The following is a 20582-nucleotide window of genomic DNA, read 5'->3' as shown; positions in this document are numbered from 1 at the left end:
TCCTGTAAAATACAGAGAATTAGCAGCCTAGAACATGGTGTTTTTATTAAGTTCCCATTTTAAGGGTTCAGTGCCATAGGAAAAGGGTCTTTTTTATAATTATTTAATTTATATGTAGCTCAAAGAGTTGTTATGTTTTTGAGAATAATGTTCTAGGCTCTTATTTAATATTTTTATAACACAGTATTTGAATCTTCATTAACAAAATGATGTTCTATATAAAAAGCAATAGGTGTAATAATTATAGAAGTGATAATAAATGCCCAATTATTAATTTGAATACTAGGTCCATATGCTAAAAATGACTGTGGAATAAAAAATACATAAAATAGTGCTACTACTAGTAATGCAATAATACAGTAATTAAACCACCAAATCCAATGCGAATTATTAAAACACTGTAATTGAACAGTTTTAAAAATGACTAAAATAAAGAGAAATATAATAGTTAAACCAATGATGAGCGTAATGGGAAAGGTATATAAATATACTTCATTATGATTATCAGGAACAAAAAAACCGATAAACCCCTTAAAGAAAAAGAATATACCCATTAAAAAGATAAAATTTCTAAAAATAGATTTAACAATATTTTTAAATGTTTCATTTGGTAGGGATTTAAGTTGTTTTTTAGCGTGTGCTTTTGGGTCATGATCGAAAAATTCAAGAGCTAAAGTTCCATCATTCTCTGCGGCAAGTAACTCCTTCAAAATACGATTGAGCATGAGTTCACTATCATGCGGATTTACACGTAAATCTGCTCTAATATAAGTCATATAGTTTTCAAAGATTTCTCGATCCGTATTATTTAAACGCATGGATTTCACGTTGTTTTCGCGGGTTAATGTTGCAGTCGATTTCATTTATTATCCCCTTAAAAATAAAAATGTTTAAAAGTTTTAAAAGTTGATTATTACATATTAAATATGAATAATCATATCATAGTTATGTGAAGAATATAATGTATAAATAGGGAGAATATAAAATGAGAAGTCTTTCAATTACTGATTATCAATTAATTGAGAATATTGCAAGTATTCATGAATATTACTTAGAAAAAAGTGGATTAAATTATCATGCTACAACGCTCTCTATAGCTTTAAGACAAGAAATGATTGAGAGAAGATTAAAAATGAACCAAGATATTATTTATGTTATTGAGTCAAACCATGATTTTAGAGAACCTTCTGCTTTCATTTGGGGTCATTTTGAAACGAGTACGAAAGTGGTAACAATTGAAATGTTATATACACACCCTCATTGTCGAAACAGTGGGATAGCTACTAATTTAAAATTGGCATTAGAACAATGGGCGATAGAAAAAGATGCGCATTCTATCGAAAGCACAGTGGATGCGAATAATGAACAAATGATTCATATCAATCGTGAACAAGGATATGATATAACTCATGTTAAAATGCGAAAAGACTTAAAATAATAAAATGAATCATGCCACATTTCATGTTAAAATAAGTGTTATTGATATATATTTAAAGGAGAAATATATGAAGAAGTGGATTGTACTTTTACTATTAGCGACTTTAATATTGTCAGCATGTGGTAAAAGTGAAGAAAAAGTATCTTTAGAAAATGATATTAAACAGCTAGAAAAAGAAAATAAAGATTTAAAAAATGAAAAAAATAATCTAGAAAAACAAAAAGAAAAGCTCAATGCGCAACGAGAAAAGTTACAAAAAGAAGTAGATAGTTCTGTTGCCAAAGAATCAGTTAAACAAGAAACTGAAAAATCCAAAAAGGATAACTCAAATCAAACGAATTTATCAAATGAAAGTTCTAGTAGTACTGAAGAACAAAGTAGTGACTCAAATAGTGAACAATCAAGTAATAATACAAGCTCTAGGTCGTCTACAGAGAGCAACTAATATCGATTTTAAAAGGCTTCAGGTTTGGCGATAGAATAAGAAGGGTAATAGTATTTAAATACATTTTGAATATAATATCCATATATTTGAAAATAAAGTTTAAAAATATAATAATAAAATTCAGCACATAATTTATAGTATTGGAGAGATAACTATGCATGAACATGATTTTCAAATTCTAGAGGGACGTGACCTTACACTTCCAGAATTAGGTAAAGAGATTGAAAATATTACTGGACGTACAGTAACTCATTCAACTGGAGACATTAAACGTGTTATAGCACACTTGCCAAATTTTGAATCAGAAAGTGATACATTTGTAGCTACTTTCAAACTTAATCATCGTAATGATTATATCGATGCAACATTTGTAGCACCAAAAAATCAACGTAATAAGTTAAAAGAAATTCCAGTACATATCGAATTAATAAGTTATATTTCAAAAAATTAATAATCTTTTAATCAAAATGAACGAAACGAAGTGTGTTATGGTTATATACTCCATGTCACACTTTTTTCATAATTGTATTTGGGTAATGGAGTGTGGATAAATGGTTGTTTATATAGAAACAGAAAGATTGAGATTGCGTGATTGGGAAGAAAAAGATTTATTATCTTTTCAAAAAATGAATGCAAATCCTCAGGTAAGACGCTATTTTCCAAGTCTATTAAGTTATAGACGTTCAGAATTAGATATGCAACGAATGGATGATATTTTAAGTGAAAAAGGAATTGGGCTGTTTGCTGTTGAGCTTAAAGAGACAGGAGCATGGCTAGGATATATAGGGTTAAACTACTTACCAAAAGATAGTAAATATCCTTTTGAAAATTTACCTATATATGAAATTGGATGGCGACTTATCCCTGAAGTATGGGGGAATGGTATTGCTACTGAAGGTGCTATGGCTGTTTTAGAGTATGCAAAAGAAAAAGGCATAGAAGAAGTATTTAGTCTTACTGCTGAGGGGAATTTGGCCTCTCGAAAAGTAATGGAAAAAATTGGGATGTCATTATTTGATTATTTTGAACTACCTGACCTAAGTAAATATCATCCACTTAAAAGACATGTAAGATATCAAAAAAAGTTAAACATATAAATATTAATAAATAAATACTAGAAGATAAATAGAAACCCTAGAGGCTTTTAGCATATTAAAAGTTATGGACTACATTAAAAATGTGACGATCAAAAACAAATTTATTTCTAGTCCTAGACACAAATATAGAAACACTCAACACGAAAGTCTCTACATTTGATGCTGAAACTAGGATGGGCCAACGAATTCAGAAAGAATTCGTTGGCCCATCTTTTTTTATAATATTAATCAATCATAGGTTCTAACACCAAGAGGTTTATAATTAAGTAATCCATCAATTAGAGCCTCTTTAGTGTCATATAAAGGTGCTAACTCTTTATATTTTTTATCGATAAAACCTTCTTCAATCATATGATCAATCAAAATTTGAAGCGGATTAAAGAATCCATTTAAATTAAAAATGCCGATTGGTTTTTGATGTATACCAATTTGTGCCCAGCTATACATTTCGAAAAATTCTTCAAGAGAACCAGCTCCTCCTGGTGCCATCACAAAAGCATCTGCTAATTCAGTCATTTTTTCTTTGCGTTCGTGCATTGAGTCTACAAGAATGAGCTCACTTACTTTTTGACTTGTAATTTCACGTTCATCTAACATTTTAGGCATCACTCCAATTGCACGGCCTCCGTAATCTAGTACGCCATCTTGAATAGCGCCCATGATACCTACTGAACCCGCTCCAAAAATGAGTTCATAGCCTTGTTCAGCCATATATTTTCCTAATTGATATGCTTCTTTAACATAAATAGGATTATTCCCTTTACTTGCTCCACAATATACTGCTATACGTTTCATTTTGTATCCTCCATTAATTGATTAAGTAAGGTTTGAAAAACATCACAAAAATGCTGTCGGTCTGCTTTTGAAAAAGGGGAGGGTCCTTTATGACGTCCACCTTGTTTTCTAATTTGTGCATTATTATAACGCTGTTGAAGTAATATATCTATATTATTTTCGTTATAGATAAATCCTTTATGATGCATTATAATTCTAGCTTTCTTTAGTAACAAACTAGCTAATCCATAATCTTGAGTAATCACAATATCGCTAGTTGTTATAAGTTGTATAATTTTGTAATCCACTGCATCTGGTCCATCATCAACGTATAATATATTTACGTGACTTGGATAATGAGAATGAGAAAAATGACTAAAGCTCCGTAAAATCGTAACAAAAAAGCCTGTCTCAGCTGTTAAATCAATAATTTCATTAACGACTGGACAAGCATCACCATCAACAAATATGGTTGTCATTATTTATTTGTAGCCTTTTCTGAATGTAACACTTTATCTTGAGTAATAATACTGTCGGCATTATAGTTATCATATTTCTTCATTTCTTTAATTCGCTGTTTTTCATTATGTTTTTGAATTTTTTCTTCTTCTTTATGACGTTTATCAATATTTTTTTGAAGCTTTTTCTCTAATTTAGAAGATTGTTTATGGTTCTTTTTAGCTAATTTTGACCCTTTTTTCTTAATATATTTAGGGTCATTTTCTTTAGCAATTTTTTTGAGTTCGCGCTTATTATCGAACTCTTGTTTTTTATCACCAAAGTAATCTTTAACATCAGATGCCTTATTTGCTACTGTATGTGTAGCATGTGAAGTTGCATGCGAAGCTTTTTGAACATCTGGATGAGACTTGATTTTTTTACGTTCTACAACTAGTGGTACGATAAATATCGGTAACACGTTAATTACTGTTTTAATAACTTGTTTTTTGTCCATACTCGTTGCCTCCATAAAATTTTCTTTCTCTTTCATTACCCTATGATACAGGAATTCAAACGATTGCACTAGATTAAAATAGTGATTTAAAATTTTTATAAAAAAACACTAAAATTCAAAAAGAATTTTAGTGTGATATCATTAAATTCCTTTACCAATACCGAATCCGAAATAAAGAATAGCAATGAAAATAACTAATACGATTCGATAAATCGCAAATGGTACTAACTTCACTTTATTAATTAAATGTAAGAACGTTTTAATAGCGATTAAACCGACAATAAATGCTGCTAAGAATCCAATAATATAAAATGGGACATGCGCAAGATCAATATATTGATAATTTTTAAGTAATGATAATGCACTTGCAGCTAACATAATTGGGACTGCCATAATAAACGTGAAATCAGAAGCAGATTTATGATTGAGTTTCATTAATACCCCAGTAGAAATTGTTGATCCAGATCTACTGAAACCAGGCCACATTGCGACTGCTTGAGAAATACCAATGACAAATGCTTGTAAATAATTAATTTGATCGACTGTTTGCGGATGTTTTACTTTAGTACTGTATTTATCAGCAATAATCATATAAATAGCGCCAATGAATAAACCAATCATTACAGTAGGTACACTAAATAAATGCGCTTCAATAAAGTCATCAAAAAGAACACCTAAAATTCCAGCTGGAATCATACCTACTAATACATGAAGTAAGTTCAATCGGCGAGGTTTAGAACGCATTCCCTCACTATGAGCAACGTGTTTGTATTTTCCAATATGTAACATTTCGAAGTAACGTTCACGGAACACCCATGCAGCAGCAAAAACAGAACCTAGTTGAATGACAATTTTAAAAGTAAAAGCTGAATGAGAACCTAAAAATTGAGACGATTTTAACCACATATCATCTACAAGAATCATATGTCCGGTAGATGAAACAGGAGCAAATTCAGTAAGACCTTCTACAATACCTAAAATTAACGCCTTAATAAATTCAATAATTATCATAAGTAACCTCTTTCTTTTATGTAAAAAATGAACTTTTATTTATGCTAAATATTTTATTTAAAAAAATTCACTTTATTATCATAGCATATTGAAATAATAATTTACTAATAATTACCGGTGTAAATGACAATAATGTCATGTTGTTTTGAAATAAAAAATGATTTTGTTGTATTGTGTGAAAGATGATTAATTCAAAGAAATGACATAATATTGTCACTTAACTTTGAAATCAATTAAATGATTATTTGTAATCAAGCTTCTATAATAAAGCATTAGGTGAAGAAATTTGAAAAATTTAATGAGTTTAGTCTTTAAATATAAATTATTTCCAATTTTTATGGGAATGACTAGTGTATTGTTAGCCATATGTGTAGTGATTCAAAATATTGGAATTGCTGAGTTTTTGAATCAAATCTTGTACCACAAGCTTTCATCTATCTATTCATTGTTATTTACTATTTTAATTGTATTAATTTTGAGAGTAACGTTTAATATGTTGAATCAACGATTAGGGGATATTTTAGCTTACAAAGTTAAACATGACCTTCGTCAAAAAATAATAACAAGTAAGTCTAAAGCTTCAATTGGCGTACAAACAAACATTTTAACTGAAGTTATAGATGGAATTACACCCTTTTTTAATAATTACTTGCCGCAAGTATTTAAATCTATGTTCATACCACTCGTCATTATTAGTGTAATGTGTTTTATACATCTTAATACTGCTATTATTATGGCGATTACTGCACCATTTATTCCATTGTTTTATATTATTTTTGGCTTGAAAACACGAGACGAATCTAAAGAACAAATGACGTATTTAAATCAATTCAGCCAACGCTTTTTAAATATAGCTAAAGGTTTGATTACTTTAAGACTATTTAGACGAACAACGGAGACGGAAAATCGTATTTATAGAGAGAGCACACACTTTAGGGATTTAACGATGAAAATTTTGAAAAGTGCATTTCTATCTGGTCTTATGCTTGAGTTTATAAGTATGTTAGGTATTGGTTTAATTGCACTAGAAGCGACGTTAAGTTTAGTCGTGTTTCACAATATCAATTTTAAAATTGCTGTAATTGCGATTATTTTAGCACCAGAATTTTACAATGCAATTAAAGATTTAGGTCAAGCCTTCCATACTGGTAAACAAAGTGAGGGCGCAAGTGATATTATTTTTGATTTTTTAAATAATATTGAAGAATCAAATATTAACACGCCTACCATAAATCAGAATCAGCAAAATCAAATTTACTTCGATAAAGTAAGTTATCAATACCCTAATACGACTCTATATGCATTAAAAGATATAACTTTTTCAATCAATCGAGGAGAAAAAATTGCAATTGTTGGTCCAAGTGGCGCTGGAAAATCCACACTAGCGAATCTGATTAAGCAAATGATAACACCTACAAAAGGTCGTATTATATTTAATTCTGAAGTTACAGATATAGGTATGTTAAACCAACATCCATATATTTTTTCAGCGTCTGTTAAAGATAATATTACAATGTTTAATGAGGTTTCAGATGAAAAAATTTTACAAACTTTAGAAACAGTAGGACTTAAAGAAAAGATTTTAAGCTTAAATAAAGGAATTCATACTGTAATTGGTGAAGGTGGGGAAATGTTATCTGGAGGTCAAATGAGAAGAATAGAACTGTGTAGAGTACTATTACTACGTCCAAGTATTCTAATATTTGACGAGCCTACTACAGGTTTAGATATTGAAACTGAACGTGTTGTTCAACAAACATTAGAGCATAACTTTAAGCATGCTACTACAATTACAATCGCGCATCGTAATTCGACTATACGTCGTGCCACACGACGTTTATATGTAAAAGAAGGTCATCTTATTAAAGATGATAATCAAATTTCTACGCAATTAAATAAGGTGGTGAATAGAGATGAAACCACATATTAAATTTCATTTAGATAAAGATTTATTTTTAGCTATATTAGTAAGCATTACTGGAAGCCTAATAGCACTTACAATGTTCTTCTTAAGTGGATATATGGTAACTCAAAGTGCACTAGGCATGCCTATTTACGCATTGATGATACTTGTCGTTTCTGTAAAATTATTTGGATTTTTACGTGCTATTACGCGATATGTTGAAAGATTATTATCCCATCGAACTACATTTACAATGTTAAGGGATATAAGAGTACAGTTTGTAAAGCAACTTTTTCCAAGAGTGCCTAATATTTATCGTAAATTTAGAGCGAGCGATTTAATCTCAAGAATGGTCAATAAGGTGGAGTCACTGCAAAATATATACTTACGTGTATATTATCCCCCTTTTGTAATAGGTTTAACTGCGCTAATTGCTGCTGTTGCATTAATTTATTTTAGTATTGCTCATGCTATATTAATTGTCATAAGTATGCTATTTTATTTATGGATTATACCATGGTTAAGTGCTAAGCGTGTACGTATACTTAAACAACAAGTTACTACTCATGAACAAAAAATGTTGGCTGAGTTTTATGATTATAAAGCGGGTTATCAAGAGTTAATTACTTTTAATCAACAAGATGCATATAAAAAGAAAGTCGTTAAGTCATTAGAATACTATGATAGATTACAAGCTAAAGAAAATCGATTTTTAACATTTTATGATTATATATTGAATCTCATTTCTATTGTAACGATTTTTTTAAGTTTAGCTTTAGGCGTGATACAAATTGAACATGGATATTTAGATGTTATATATGTAACGAGTATGATACTAATGATTTTAACTTTGTTCGAACAGGCTATTCCAATGAGTAATTTTGCTTATTATAAGGCAGATACAGATCAAGCGTTAACGGATATTAATGAGGTGTTTAATTCTTCGATAACTACACCTAAGTTAAATGTACAGACAAAACAAGAACCTGTATTTAGTATTTCTAATCTAAACTTTAAATATTTTAACCAAGAAACACTAGTATTAAACGATATTAATTTAACCATCCATAAAGGTGAAAAAGTAGCTATCATTGGACCTTCTGGTTCAGGAAAAAGTACGTTAATGCAACTGCTATGTGGTTTATATGAAACAGAAGAAGGTAGTGTTGAGTTGTACGGTCAACCTATTACTCAAATTAATGAAAACGATAGATATAATGAAATCAATGCGTTATTACAATCTCAACAAATATTTGATGGTACTGTCAGAGAAAATTTATTATCTAATCAAAAAGATGAAAATTTAATCGGTGTCTTAAATATGTTGAATTTAAGTTACTTAAATTTGGACACTCAATTGACTTTAGATGGAACTTCTTTATCTGGCGGTGAAATTCAACGTTTATCTTTAGCACGTTTATTTTTAAAACCATCTAACATTTGGCTATTAGATGAGCCAACTACAGCGCTTGATGAAGATAATACGAACAATGTAATGAAAGAAATTAACAAGCGAGCAGAAACATTAGTTGTTGCTACACATGATTTAGACTTACTTCCATATTTCGATACCATTATCGTAATGGTTGAAGGTGAGGTTGTTGAGTACGGAGATTATGTATCATTAAGTCAAAATAAGGGGTATTTAAATCGCATGATTCATATTAATACATTATAAAATAAAAAACCTGAGATAGCTTTAAAGAATGATCTCAGGTTTTTCACTATTGATAAATATATAAATTACATTTTGAAATGAATAACTTTAATTAGTTTAGTACTAGCATGTCACATTATTTGTTTTCGGTAAAAGCAGTAATAATTTTACCTAATAGACGATTAAGTTCATGGACTTCATCGTTACTCAAAGAAGAAGCGATGGCAACTTTTTGAGATGCATCACTTAGTTCGGGTTTAATATTTTCACTTTTTTCAGTAAGATGAATAAATACTTCACGTTGGTCAATTTCAGAACGTTCCCGTTTAATTAAATCAACGTTTTCCATTCTTTTTAGTAAGGGTGATACTGTACCTGTATCTAAAGCTAATTCAGTGACTACTTTCTTAACATTTACAGGGGATTCTTCCCATAAAATGCTTAAAACTAAGAATTGTGGGTAGGTAAGATTGTACTTTTTAAAGACTTTATTTGAATAGTAGCGATTTACTTGTCTTTGTGCATTGTACAAACTAAAACAAAGTTGCTCTTTTAAATTGTGTTGTTCAGACATTAAAGTTCTCCTCCAGACATTTATCCGTTTCTCTTTATTTCGGATTAAAGTTCGTCTATGTTGTGTAAAATATAAATTATTACACACTTCATTTCAATGCCATGCTAAAATTAAAGTATGCTTAAATTTTAGAAGAAAACGATATTTTAATCAAGTGTAATCTAACGTACATTTTTATAATATTAATTTCAAATACATTATATATAGCAATGAGTTTTTAAAATGATAAATAATAAAAATAAAAAAATATCTATTACAATTATTAATGGCTTTTTAGGAAGTGGTAAAACTACATTTTTGAATAATTATATACACCAATTATTCAAAAAAGATGAGAAAATAACAATTATTATGAATGAATTCGGTTCTTTTGACGTTGATAGTTTACTTATCGAAGAAGATATTACTGTAAAATCACTAATCAATGGATGTGTATGTTGTGACTTAAATAATGATTTAGTATTACAGTTACAATCATTGATTAAAGCAGGTGAAAGTCAACACATTCTTATTGAATCGACTGGAATTGCACATCCTTTAGAAGTCTTTGCAGCGTGTCAAGATCCAACGATAGTTAATGACGTGGAAATTCCTGAAATTATAGGGCTTGTTGATGCGTTAAGATTTAATAATAGAATGAAATATACGGCAGAGACGAATGAGTTAATGGAAGAGCAAATTAAATATAGTGATGTAATTATTCTTAATAAAATGGATTTAGTGACACAAGTAGAATTAGAAAATATAAAAAAACAATTGGTTTCTATTAATAATAAAGCAACGATTTACGTGACTACATATAGTAAATTAGATGACGTAGTAGTGAAAAATAAATCTGCTGATATTAATAGGCATGTTCATGTTCACCATCATAATGTACAATCTATGAAATATACGTTTAGCACTCCTATTGATCGACAATTATTTTACCAATTTATAATGCGTTTGCCAGATGAAGTATTCAGATTAAAAGGATTTGTAAAATTTAAAGATCAGTTGGATGCAATATACGAATTCCAATTTTCAATGGGATTACCTACTTATGGAATAACTGATAGAGAAGTTCCATTAACGATTGTTATTATTGGTGAAATGCTTGATACAACACGTTTGAAAAACCAATTAGAAATGATTCAATTTACTTAAAATGACTCCTTAATTTTTATGTGAGTGGTTATGAGTATTCTAAATTTCTAATAAATATGTCACAGTCTTGTCATGAGAATAAAAAAATATATCATTTATAATAGAATAAGGAGGATATATTAATGAATCATAATGAAGATAAACGTACTAAACAAATTCGCTTTGAGTTTAAGTGGATTACAATCCCGTATTTAATTTTTGCAATTATTATTCTATTGTTAAATATCTTTTTTACAAATATAAAAATCACAATGACACTATTTGGATTGTTCTTTGCTTATAATTTAGGAATATTATTTATCGCATTTATTAATAAGTACAAACGTACACTCATATTAACGCTAATTTTAACTATTTTAAGTGCAGCAACTTTCTTTACTTTATTATACGTTTTTGGACTTAATAGAGAAATATTTGGTTAATAAAAGTATGAATCACATCATATAAATCAATTAAAAGGAGTTACTTTAGAATTTGTATTGAATTCTGTAGTCACTCCTTTTAATTTTAAGATAAAGAGGGTAGTTAAATTATTAACAAATCCCCAGGCTAGGAGTGAAAGTATGAATATTGGCGTCATTCTCAATAGAGTATTTAGAATAAATAATAATCCATTATTCGAATATATTAATCAACAAAAAGATGACATTGATAAATGTTATCTTATAATTCCTAAGGAAACATTTGAAGAGAAAGGTACAGATAAAAAAGCAAACTATTATTATGGCACTTTAGAAAAATTTTTATATAAGTTGAAAGAACATCATATAGAGCCATATGTCATCAATTACAGTGAACTAGGTATGTTTTGTACTGAACATGATATTAAAGAAATAGTTATGGCGGGCGATATCATGAGTTATCATCAAGAAAGATATGATATTCGACACTTAAAACAAGCGTTTAAAAAGCACGATATACCTGTAATAACTATTAACGTTAATCATTATTTTAAGCCAAGTAACACTATGAATCAGCAAGGACAACCATATAAAGTATTTACAAGTTTTTATAAAGCACACCGTTCAAAACTTAGACAGCATTCTTCGTATCAATATCATTTAAGTGATATCGCTAATAAATGTAGCCAATCACAACAAACTATAACTAATGATTATCATCATGATGGACAATCAGAAGATCAAGCGTTAAACAATTGGCAGGATTATTTAAATCATAGTATTCAAAACTATAAAAAGGATAGAGAGTATCTTCCAGAAGTACTCACTAGTCAATTGAGTATTGCTCTAGCATATGGTCTGATAGATATTAAACAAATTATTACAGATTTATTAGAACGATATGAGGAAAATGAAAATAATTACGAAAGTTTTATTAGAGAAGTAATGTTTCGTGAGTTTTATTATGTTCTTATGGCCCAATACCCTCATATTGCACATGAAGCATTTAATGAAAAATATCGTACTATACAATGGTCGTATAACAAAGAAGAGTTTAATCGCTGGTGTGAAGGTAAAACTGGTTTTCCTATTATTGATGCTGCTATGAATGAATTAAATGAGACAGGATTTATGCATAATCGCATGCGGATGGTAGTCTCTCAATTTTTAACTAAAGATTTGTTTATTGATTGGACCTGGGGCGAAGATTATTTTAGAAAAAAATTAATCGATTATGATGCAGCTTCAAATGTACATGGTTGGCAATGGTCAGCTTCAACAGGGACAGATGCTGTGCCGTATTTTAGGATGTTTAATCCTACTAGACAAAGTGAACGTTTTGATAAAGACGCTTTATATATCAAAAAATATATTCCTATATTCGATAATGTGCCTGCAAAATTATTACATCACCCATTTCAACATCAAACACAATTAGTAAACAAAGGGATACAATTAGGTAAAGATTATCCTAAACCAATTGTAGATCATAAAGTTGCGCGCGAACATGTGATGACAATATTTAAAAATATATAAAAAAAGAGCTAGGAGAAGGGAACAGAGTTCACATTGAGTTCATGTTTCCACCCCTAGCTTATTTAAATACATAACTAAACGTCTTATAAAATTTTTATACATGAATAGACTGTATTAAATAGAAATATATCAATGTGCCATTCTTATCCCTTTAATGAATAATAAAATGACAAATTGAAGTAGCATCATTAATGAAATAAATATTAAACTACTACCATTTAAGGCACTAATGACTTCTGTGATAATAGTAAAGGGATGGGTAATTAAATGAACAGTATGAAATCTCAAAAATCTACCCATAAATATTCCTAAACCATTTAAAAACATAAGTGTTATTAATAAACATCGATTTAACCATAGCTTTGAAGTGAAATGAGATAAATGAACAAATATGAGAGCCATGCAATAAATCGCAAAAAATACACTTAACAGTAAGAAAGTAAAGTATAACCATTCTATTAAATTAAGTTGAACGTAAAAATCAAATGTAAACTGATTAAGATGAATAAGATCAGTAACCATATAAAATGTATTGGGTACTAATAAAATAAAAATAAGAGCAAAAATAATAAATATAGGCCATTCAAACTTTTTTCTAGGTTTAAATAAATCTAATAAAAAACATAATTCAAGTGGAATGTAAGCTAAAAATAAATTTAAGCTTACAAAGTTAAATACACGCGTTTCAAATAAAGATATTACAAAAAGAATAATAAAATAGATTCTTGCAATATAACGTGAAGTCATAATATGCACTACTTTCTAACGATTTAGTTGAATTATTATAGTAAAGGTTAAAGTCGAAGGAATCAAGAAAAAAGAAGGTAGAATATTTAAAGTTAGAGAAGTCATAATAATTGTAAAACTGATGTGTAATCTGTAAGAAAAGAATCTCAATAATTTTAAATAACGTGATGTCATATGTATCATTAACATAAATTTAAAATACTTTGAATAACTATTAAGTAAGTAAGATGGTATATTTTAAAATAAAAAGTAATATATAATAGTATCTAAATGAAAAATTTAGAATTTTTAACTTTTCTCAGAATATGAATTAGATGAATTGCATTAAGAGTATTTAATTATAGATAAAAGAGAGGTGGTCTTCATGAAAAAACAATTATTTACATTATATTTTAATATATTTTTAATATTCGTTGGAATTGGCCTTGTTATTCCTGTTCTTCCAGTATATTTGAAAGATTTAGGATTAAAAGGAAGCGATTTAGGAATTTTAGTAGCCATTTTCTCATTGTCCCAGATGATTATTTCTCCTTTTGGAGGAAGTTTAGCTGATAAATTGGGTAAAAAATTAATTATTTGTTTAGGATTGGTATTTTTTACGATCTCTGAGTTCTTATTTGCTATGAGTCATTCTTTTATACTTCTAATAGTATCAAGAATACTTGGAGGTTTTAGTGCAGGGATGGTAATGCCTGGTGTAACAGGAATGATTGCAGATATTTCTAAAGCTAAAGATAAAGCGAAAAATTTTGGTTATATGTCTGCAATTATTAACTCTGGTTTTATTTTAGGACCAGGAATTGGTGGTTTTTTAGCAGAAGTATCACATCGTCTTCCATTTTATTTTGCAGGTGCATTAGGTGTTATGGCGTTTGTTATATCTGTAATATTGATTCGCCAACCACAAAATACAGTGGAAAGTCATCATATTCATTTTGAAACTAAAGAACTTTCTAAAATTCAATGGGGTGTTTTTATTACTCCAATTATCTTAACGTTTGTACTTGCTTTTGGTTTGTCTTCTTTTGAGACGTTATTTTCTCTATATACTTCAGCGAAAGCAAACTACGCACCTGGCGATATTTCTATTGCTATTGTAGGTGGTGGTGTTGCAGGAGCAGTATTCCAAATTTTCTTTTTTGATAAATTTATGAGATATACCACTGAACTTACATTTATTACTTGGGCATTATTATATTCTGTCATTGTTATATTTAGTCTTATAATCGCTCATAGTTACTGGTCAATTATGTTAATTAGTTTTATTGTCTTTATTGGATTTGATTTAATTCGACCAGCGCTAACTAATTATTATTCAAATATAGCGGGTAATCGACAAGGTTTTGCTGGAGGACTTAATTCTACATTTACAAGTATGGGTAATTTTGTAGGCCCATTGGTAGCAGGTTCATTATTTGATGTTAATATTGAATTTCCTTTATATATGTCTATTATTGTAATGTTATTTGGGGTAGTAATTATTTTCATAGAGAAAAATTTAAAGTTAAATCGTAGCGGATGTGACTAAATAAGTTTTATATATTTTATATAATAGAAATGTAACAACAAAAAGTCGTTAGGTAATATAACTGTTACAAAGATTACAATTATTTTAAATTGCCTTCTATTGAATTATTTTATCTATATTTGTATGTTAAGATATAAAAAAATTCAAAGAGAAGTGTGGGTAAGGAGATGAATTTAAAAAATATATTGTTAAGTGTGGTAGCTATCATTTTATCAATTTGTTTGGCATTTCTATTATTTATCGCAACGAATCAAAATGCCTTAGCTAAGGTACATCAAACAATTTCTACTTTTTCAAAAGTTGGAAGTATTGTCGAAACTGAAAATATATTAAATATAAACAGCAATCACACCGCCGAAGCTTCTGAGAAAAATCAAACGCAACGCAAAGCAGACATTCGTCAAAATCAAAACGTTAACTATAGGTTAAATGAGAAAGCTCAAGAAAAATATTTATATTCAACAGAGGAATGTAAAACGATAGCTGAAAATTATATGCAACAAAATTATAAAGAGCCTGTAAAGTTAGAGCGTTTGAATGAAACTAATCAAGCCATCACTTTTGAAGCGTATCCAAAAAACAAAAAAGCTGAAGATATAACAATTAATAAAATGGGTAAAGTTGAGATCATTTCTGTAAATGATGTTAAATAAAAATGTAAAGTAAGGTTAGAGTAGGAAAGTGAAATCTAAAGATTTCTATCTTACTCTATTTTTTATTTGTCAAAAAGAGTAGTAAAATTGGATATATAAAGAAGATAAATGAGGTGTTACATTGAAACATAAGAAAACTAATGCAATGAGAATGCTTGATAGAGCCAAGATTAATTATTCAGTAAATACATTTGAAATAGGTGAAGAACATTTAGATGGAGAAACAATTGCGGAATTAGTGCATGCAAATGTGAAAGACGTTTATAAAACATTAGTGTTAGAAAATGCTAATCATGATCATTTTGTATGTGTTATACCAGTCAGTGAAACATTAGATTTAAAAGAAGCGGCACATGTCATAGGTGAAAAGAAGCTTAATTTGATGCCGATGGATGATTTAAAAAAAGTTACTGGCTATATAAGAGGAGGGTGTTCTCCAATAGGAATGAAACATTCTTTTCCAACGATTATTGATGAGTCAGCTTTATCACGAGACAAAATCAATGTGAGTGGTGGTCAACGAGGTATGCAAATTATACTCGAACCTAATGATTTAATTGCAGTTACACAGGCACAAACAGCACGTATTACTCAACATTAAATGTATTAGCAGAGTGAGCAATGATATACATTGTGAACACTCTGTTAATTTTTCGGTTTTTTTGAACGTTTTTGAACGTTTTTGATAATTTTTGATTGAAATATGTAAGCGTGAACACTATAATAAAAGTTGTAAAGGAGTGTCAAAGATGATTTCTGAAAAACGACAAAGTTTAATTTTACAAGAACTTAAGAAAAAAGATTTTTTATCACTCCAAGAGTTAATTGAACGAACAGGTTGTAGTGCTTCAACTATAAGAAGAGATTTATCGAAGTTACAACAACTTGGACGTCTTCAACGTGTTCATGGTGGTGCGACACTTAATAGTCATAGAAATCAAGAACCCATTTTATCTGAAAAACTGTCTACAAATCTAAAAGAAAAAAGAGAAATTGGAAGAAAGGCAGCTTTGCTCATTGAAGATAATGATTGTATTTTTATGGATGCAGGTTCTTCTACAATTGAGATGATTCCATTTATAAAAGCACAAGATATCGTAGTGGTTACAAACGGATTGTCTCACGTTGAAAGATTACTTCATCGAGGTATTAAAACCTTGATGATTGGTGGAGAAGTAAAAGCTACCACTTTTGCTACAGTCGGAGCAAGTGCCCTTGAAGTTTTAAGACGTTATTGTTTTGATAAAGCTTTCATAGGTATGAATGGCTTAGATTTGAATCATGGATTAACCACACCGGATGAAAAAGAAGCATTAATTAAAGAAAGAGCCATACATCAAGCAACCACATCTTATGTTTTATTAGACCATTCAAAATTAGATGAAATATATTTTGCGCATGTCTCAACCAAATCTTGCCATGTTGAGTACATCGTATCTGAGCAATTACGTCATCATAATCGCTACAACGAATACAAAGAGAAATACCATTTTTAGGAGGTTAATTATGATATATACAGTGACATTTAATCCATCTATTGATTACATCATGTTTACTGATGGATTTGAGCTAAAAGGGCTTAATAGAGCTAGAGAAACATACAAATTTGCTGGAGGAAAAGGTATTAATGTTTCTCGCGTGTTGAAAACCTTAGATGTTTCGTCTACGGCATTAGGATTTGCTGGAGGTTTTCCTGGGGAATTTATTTCTAGTATTTTGGAACAAAGCGATATTAATACGGAGTTTATTAAAGTAAATGAAGATACTCGTATTAATGTTAAATTAAAATCTGGCGATGAAACTGAAATTAATGCACCTGGTCCGAATGTGACGTCTGAGCAGTTTGAAGCATTATTAAATCAGATTAGACATACTTCTAAAGAGGACACTGTCATTGTAGCAGGAAGTGTTCCAAAAAGTATTCCGAGTGATGCTTATGCTCAAATTGCAAAAATCACTCAAGAAACAGGTGCAAAATTAGTAGTGGATGCTGAAAGAGATTTAGTTAATACAGTGTTAGAATATCATCCTTTATTTATTAAACCGAATAAAGATGAATTAGAAGAAATGTTTGATGTCACAATTAAATCTGATCAAGATGTCGTTAAGTATGGTAGAGAAATAGTAAAAAATGGAGCTCAATCTGTCATTATTTCTTTAGGTGGAGATGGTGCCATATATGTTGATGAGACAAGAAGTATTAAAGCCCAAAATCCTAAAGGTGAAGTTGTAAATACAGTAGGATCTGGTGACAGTACAGTTGCAGGTATGGTAGCGGGTCTTGAGTCGGGACTATCACTTGAAGAAGCATTTCGCCAAGCAGTAGCTTCAGGTACGGCTACAGCATTTAATGATGACTTAGCATTAAAAGAAGATATAGAAAAAATCAAGTCACAAGTTACAATTTCTGTACTTGATGGGGAGTGATAGAGATGAGAATAACAGAATTACTTACTAAAGAAACAATTGCTATGGATTTATCAGCTAGTGATAAAAATGGCGTCATTGATGAATTGGTTAATCAATTAGATTCAGCTGGTAAATTAAGTGATATAGCTCAATTTAAGGAAGCGATTCATAATCGTGAGTCACAAAGCACAACGGGAATTGGTGAAGGAATAGCCATTCCACATGCTAAAGTAGCAGCAGTGACATCACCTGCGATTGCTTTTGGTAAATCAAAAGAAGGTGTGGACTATCAAAGTTTAGATGGTCAACCTGCGCATTTATTCTTTATGATTGCAGCACCAGAGGGTGGCGCACAAACACATTTAGATGCATTAGCTAAATTGTCAGGCATTTTAATGGACGATACAGTAAGAGAAAATCTATTACAGGCTAATTCGAAAGAAGAAATACTTCGTATTATTGATGATGCTGATGATGAAGCAACTAAAGAAGAAGAAAAAGAAGCTCAAGAACAAGAGGATGAAGCACAAGCAACAACTGGCGCATCAGCGAATGATAATGCTAACGAACCTTACGTTTTAGCTGTAACAGCGTGTCCAACAGGTATTGCACATACGTATATGGCCCGTGATGCTTTGAAAAAACAAGCAGAAAAAATGGGAGTGAAAATAAAAGTTGAAACAAATGGTTCAAGTGGTATTAAAAACCATTTAACTCAACAAGATATTGAACGTGCAACTGGGATTATTGTAGCTGCCGATGTTCATGTAGAAACAGATCGTTTCGATGGTAAAAATGTAGTTGAGGTTCCAGTAGCAGACGGAATTAAACGTCCTGAAGAGTTAATTAATACAGCACTTGATACAAGTAGAAAACCATTTAAAGCACATGGTGGACAAAAAAATACAGATAAAGATAGTAATGATGAAAAATTAAGTCCAGGTAAAGCATTTTATAAACACTTAATGAATGGTGTTTCTAATATGTTACCACTTGTTATTGCTGGTGGTATCTTAATGGCGATTGTATTCTTATTTGGTGCCAACTCATTTGATCCAAAAAGCCCTGAACATAATGCGTTTGCAGAACAATTGTGGAATATTGGTAATAAGAGTGCCTTTGCATTAATTATTCCAATCTTAGCTGGTTTCATTTCTCGTAGTATTGCAGATAAACCAGGTTTTGCAGCTGGCCTAGTTGGCGGTATGTTAGCAATTTCTGGTGGCTCTGGATTTATCGGTGGTATTATTGCTGGTTTCTTAGCGGGTTATTTAACACAAGGTATCAAATATATTACTCGTAATTTACCTCAAGCAGTTGAAGGTTTAAAACCAACATTAATTTATCCACTATTAAGTGTGACGATTACTGGATTATTAATGATTTATGTATTTAATCCACCTGCAGCATGGTTAAACAATCTATTATTAAATGGTTTAAATAGTTTATCTGGTTCTAACATTATGCTATTAGGACTAGTTATTGGAGCTATGATGGCAATTGATATGGGAGGTCCATTCAATAAAGCGGCCTATGTATTTGCGACAGCAGCTTTAACTGAAGGTAATGCTGCACCAATAACAGCAGCAATGGTTGGTGGTATGATTCCACCATTGGCAATTGCCACAGCAATGTTTATCTTTAAACGTAAATTTACAAAAGAGCAACGTGGCTCAATCGTACCTAACTATGTTATGGGTCTATCATTTATTACAGAAGGTGCTATACCTTTTGCAGCTGCTGACCCATTACGTGTGATTCCATCAATGATGGTCGGTTCAGGTGTTGCTGGAGCGATTGCATTAGGACTTGGTTCAAGAATTAATGCACCACATGGTGGTATCATCGTTATAGCAGCAACAGACTTTAGTCATATCATCCAAACTATCATTGCTTTAATTATAGGTACACTTGTTTCAGCAGTACTTTATGGTTTACTGAAACCAAAATTAACAGAACAAGAAATTAAAGCTTCAGAATCTATGGATGAATAATCAACATTGGTTTAATGAGCCTGAGACATAATGAGTTGTCTCAGGCATTTTTTTATATATTGATATTTGGTCATTGAATTGAAAACGTGTAGTATCAAGATTATTTCAAGGAGTACTAGCATCGAAATCTTTGTAAAAAAGCAATGTTCAAAGAAATTTGGGGTGGAGTGCCAGCAAAAAGGGTTTTCTAGGAAACCCAACGTTCAACGAAAGCTGGGGTTGGGGCCTCAGCAAAAAGGGTTTCCTGGGAAACCCAACGTTCAACGAAAGCTGGGGTTGGGGCCTCAGCAAAAAGGGTTTCCTGAGAAACCCAA

Annotated in this window: 21 protein-coding genes and 1 pseudogene; 15 read left to right on the top strand and 7 right to left on the bottom strand. The window is 30.4% G+C overall.

Annotated features, from left to right (window positions below):
* Positions 1–173: 173 nt before the first annotated feature.
* Positions 174–863, bottom strand: coding sequence for a DUF1129 family protein (locus tag NR218_RS10855; RefSeq protein ID WP_048761313.1), 690 nt, complete (start codon positions 861–863; stop codon positions 174–176).
* Between the two features lie 122 nt (positions 864–985).
* Between NR218_RS10855 and NR218_RS10850 the strand changes: the two genes are divergently transcribed.
* The 4 genes from NR218_RS10850 (at position 986) to NR218_RS10835 (ending at position 2980) form a co-directional block, all read left to right on the top strand.
* Complete coding sequence (locus tag NR218_RS10850; RefSeq protein ID WP_048761316.1) at positions 986–1438, top strand: GNAT family N-acetyltransferase; 453 nt, start codon at positions 986–988, stop codon at positions 1436–1438.
* Positions 1439–1505: 67 nt separating this feature from the next.
* Positions 1506–1883: an SA0632 family lipoprotein gene (locus tag NR218_RS10845; protein WP_048761320.1), complete on the top strand. Its 378-nt coding sequence runs from the start codon at positions 1506–1508 to the stop codon at positions 1881–1883.
* Between the two features lie 154 nt (positions 1884–2037).
* Positions 2038–2334 (top strand): hypothetical protein, encoded by a 297-nt coding sequence (locus NR218_RS10840; RefSeq protein WP_048761323.1) that lies wholly within the window; start codon positions 2038–2040, stop codon positions 2332–2334.
* Positions 2335–2434: 100 nt separating this feature from the next.
* Entirely contained in the window at positions 2435–2980 is a 546-nt protein-coding gene (locus NR218_RS10835) for a GNAT family N-acetyltransferase (RefSeq protein ID WP_048761326.1), read from the top strand.
* A gap of 228 nt (positions 2981–3208) precedes the next feature.
* On the opposite strand, the gene NR218_RS10830 is transcribed toward NR218_RS10835, so the two are convergent.
* From NR218_RS10830 to NR218_RS10815, 4 genes and pseudogenes are all read right to left on the bottom strand, one after another.
* Positions 3209–3775: a TIGR00730 family Rossman fold protein gene (locus NR218_RS10830; RefSeq protein WP_017175980.1), complete on the bottom strand. Its 567-nt coding sequence runs from the start codon at positions 3773–3775 to the stop codon at positions 3209–3211.
* The gene (locus NR218_RS10825; protein ID WP_048761329.1) at positions 3772–4233 is read right to left on the bottom strand and encodes a YaiI/YqxD family protein; all 462 of its coding nucleotides are present in this window, start codon (positions 4231–4233) and stop codon (positions 3772–3774) included. Before NR218_RS10825 ends, NR218_RS10830 begins: the two co-directional genes overlap by 4 nt.
* 23 nt (positions 4234–4256) lie before the next feature.
* A pseudogene (locus tag NR218_RS10820) lies at positions 4257–4709 on the bottom strand (hypothetical protein); the annotation flags it as partial.
* A gap of 141 nt (positions 4710–4850) precedes the next feature.
* Complete coding sequence (locus NR218_RS10815) at positions 4851–5720, bottom strand: undecaprenyl-diphosphate phosphatase (protein WP_048761332.1); 870 nt, start codon at positions 5718–5720, stop codon at positions 4851–4853.
* 286 nt (positions 5721–6006) lie between these two features.
* Here NR218_RS10815 and NR218_RS10810 point away from each other — a divergent pair, with 286 nt between their 5' ends.
* Both NR218_RS10810 and NR218_RS10805 read left to right on the top strand, forming a co-directional pair.
* Positions 6007–7650, top strand: a complete 1644-nt coding sequence (locus NR218_RS10810) for an ABC transporter ATP-binding protein/permease (protein ID WP_048761335.1) — start codon at positions 6007–6009, stop codon at positions 7648–7650.
* Positions 7634–9301: an amino acid ABC transporter ATP-binding/permease protein gene (locus NR218_RS10805; protein ID WP_048761338.1), complete on the top strand. Its 1668-nt coding sequence runs from the start codon at positions 7634–7636 to the stop codon at positions 9299–9301. Before NR218_RS10810 ends, NR218_RS10805 begins: the two co-directional genes overlap by 17 nt.
* A 115-nt stretch (positions 9302–9416) precedes the next feature.
* On the opposite strand, the gene NR218_RS10800 is transcribed toward NR218_RS10805, so the two are convergent.
* Positions 9417–9854 carry a MarR family winged helix-turn-helix transcriptional regulator gene (locus NR218_RS10800; RefSeq protein ID WP_002449577.1) on the bottom strand — a complete coding sequence of 146 codons (438 nt, stop codon included), beginning with the start codon at positions 9852–9854 and terminating at the stop codon, positions 9417–9419.
* Positions 9855–10076: 222 nt separating this feature from the next.
* Here NR218_RS10800 and NR218_RS10795 point away from each other — a divergent pair, with 222 nt between their 5' ends.
* The 3 genes from NR218_RS10795 to NR218_RS10785 all read left to right on the top strand — a co-directional run bounded on the left by NR218_RS10795 (position 10077) and on the right by NR218_RS10785 (position 12937).
* Positions 10077–11000 (top strand): CobW family GTP-binding protein, encoded by a 924-nt coding sequence (locus NR218_RS10795; protein WP_048761341.1) that lies wholly within the window; start codon positions 10077–10079, stop codon positions 10998–11000.
* Positions 11001–11122: 122 nt separating this feature from the next.
* The gene (locus NR218_RS10790) at positions 11123–11422 is read left to right on the top strand and encodes a hypothetical protein (protein ID WP_019834917.1); all 300 of its coding nucleotides are present in this window, start codon (positions 11123–11125) and stop codon (positions 11420–11422) included.
* 141 nt (positions 11423–11563) lie between these two features.
* Positions 11564–12937 carry a cryptochrome/photolyase family protein gene (locus NR218_RS10785; RefSeq protein ID WP_048761343.1) on the top strand — a complete coding sequence of 458 codons (1374 nt, stop codon included), beginning with the start codon at positions 11564–11566 and terminating at the stop codon, positions 12935–12937.
* 129 nt (positions 12938–13066) lie between these two features.
* Here the strand turns inward: NR218_RS10785 and NR218_RS10780 are convergent, their stop codons facing one another.
* A complete protein-coding gene (locus NR218_RS10780) occupies positions 13067–13684 on the bottom strand; it encodes a DUF1361 domain-containing protein (RefSeq protein ID WP_048761346.1) in 618 nt (205 codons plus the stop codon).
* Between the two features lie 364 nt (positions 13685–14048).
* Between NR218_RS10780 and norA the strand changes: the two genes are divergently transcribed.
* From norA to NR218_RS10750, 6 genes are all read left to right on the top strand, one after another.
* Positions 14049–15212, top strand: a complete 1164-nt coding sequence (gene norA / locus NR218_RS10775) for a multidrug efflux MFS transporter NorA (RefSeq protein ID WP_048761349.1) — start codon at positions 14049–14051, stop codon at positions 15210–15212.
* Between the two features lie 167 nt (positions 15213–15379).
* Positions 15380–15865: a hypothetical protein gene (locus tag NR218_RS10770; protein WP_048761354.1), complete on the top strand. Its 486-nt coding sequence runs from the start codon at positions 15380–15382 to the stop codon at positions 15863–15865.
* 145 nt (positions 15866–16010) lie between these two features.
* Positions 16011–16466: a Cys-tRNA(Pro) deacylase gene (gene ybaK, locus NR218_RS10765; protein WP_172457931.1), complete on the top strand. Its 456-nt coding sequence runs from the start codon at positions 16011–16013 to the stop codon at positions 16464–16466.
* 148 nt (positions 16467–16614) lie between these two features.
* Positions 16615–17361, top strand: coding sequence for a DeoR/GlpR family DNA-binding transcription regulator (locus tag NR218_RS10760; protein WP_048761359.1), 747 nt, complete (start codon positions 16615–16617; stop codon positions 17359–17361).
* A gap of 10 nt (positions 17362–17371) precedes the next feature.
* The gene (gene pfkB, locus NR218_RS10755) at positions 17372–18292 is read left to right on the top strand and encodes a 1-phosphofructokinase (protein WP_048761362.1); all 921 of its coding nucleotides are present in this window, start codon (positions 17372–17374) and stop codon (positions 18290–18292) included.
* Positions 18293–18297: 5 nt separating this feature from the next.
* On the top strand, positions 18298–20268 hold the full coding sequence (locus NR218_RS10750; protein ID WP_017175968.1) for a PTS fructose transporter subunit IIABC: 1971 nt from the start codon (positions 18298–18300) through the stop codon (positions 20266–20268).
* Positions 20269–20582 lie beyond the last annotated feature (314 nt).

The sequence above is a fragment of the Staphylococcus sp. SUC_1.2 genome, from assembly GCF_026222585.1.
The sequence above is the reverse complement of the archived record's forward strand: the minus strand, read 5'-3'. Positions and strand labels throughout refer to the sequence as shown.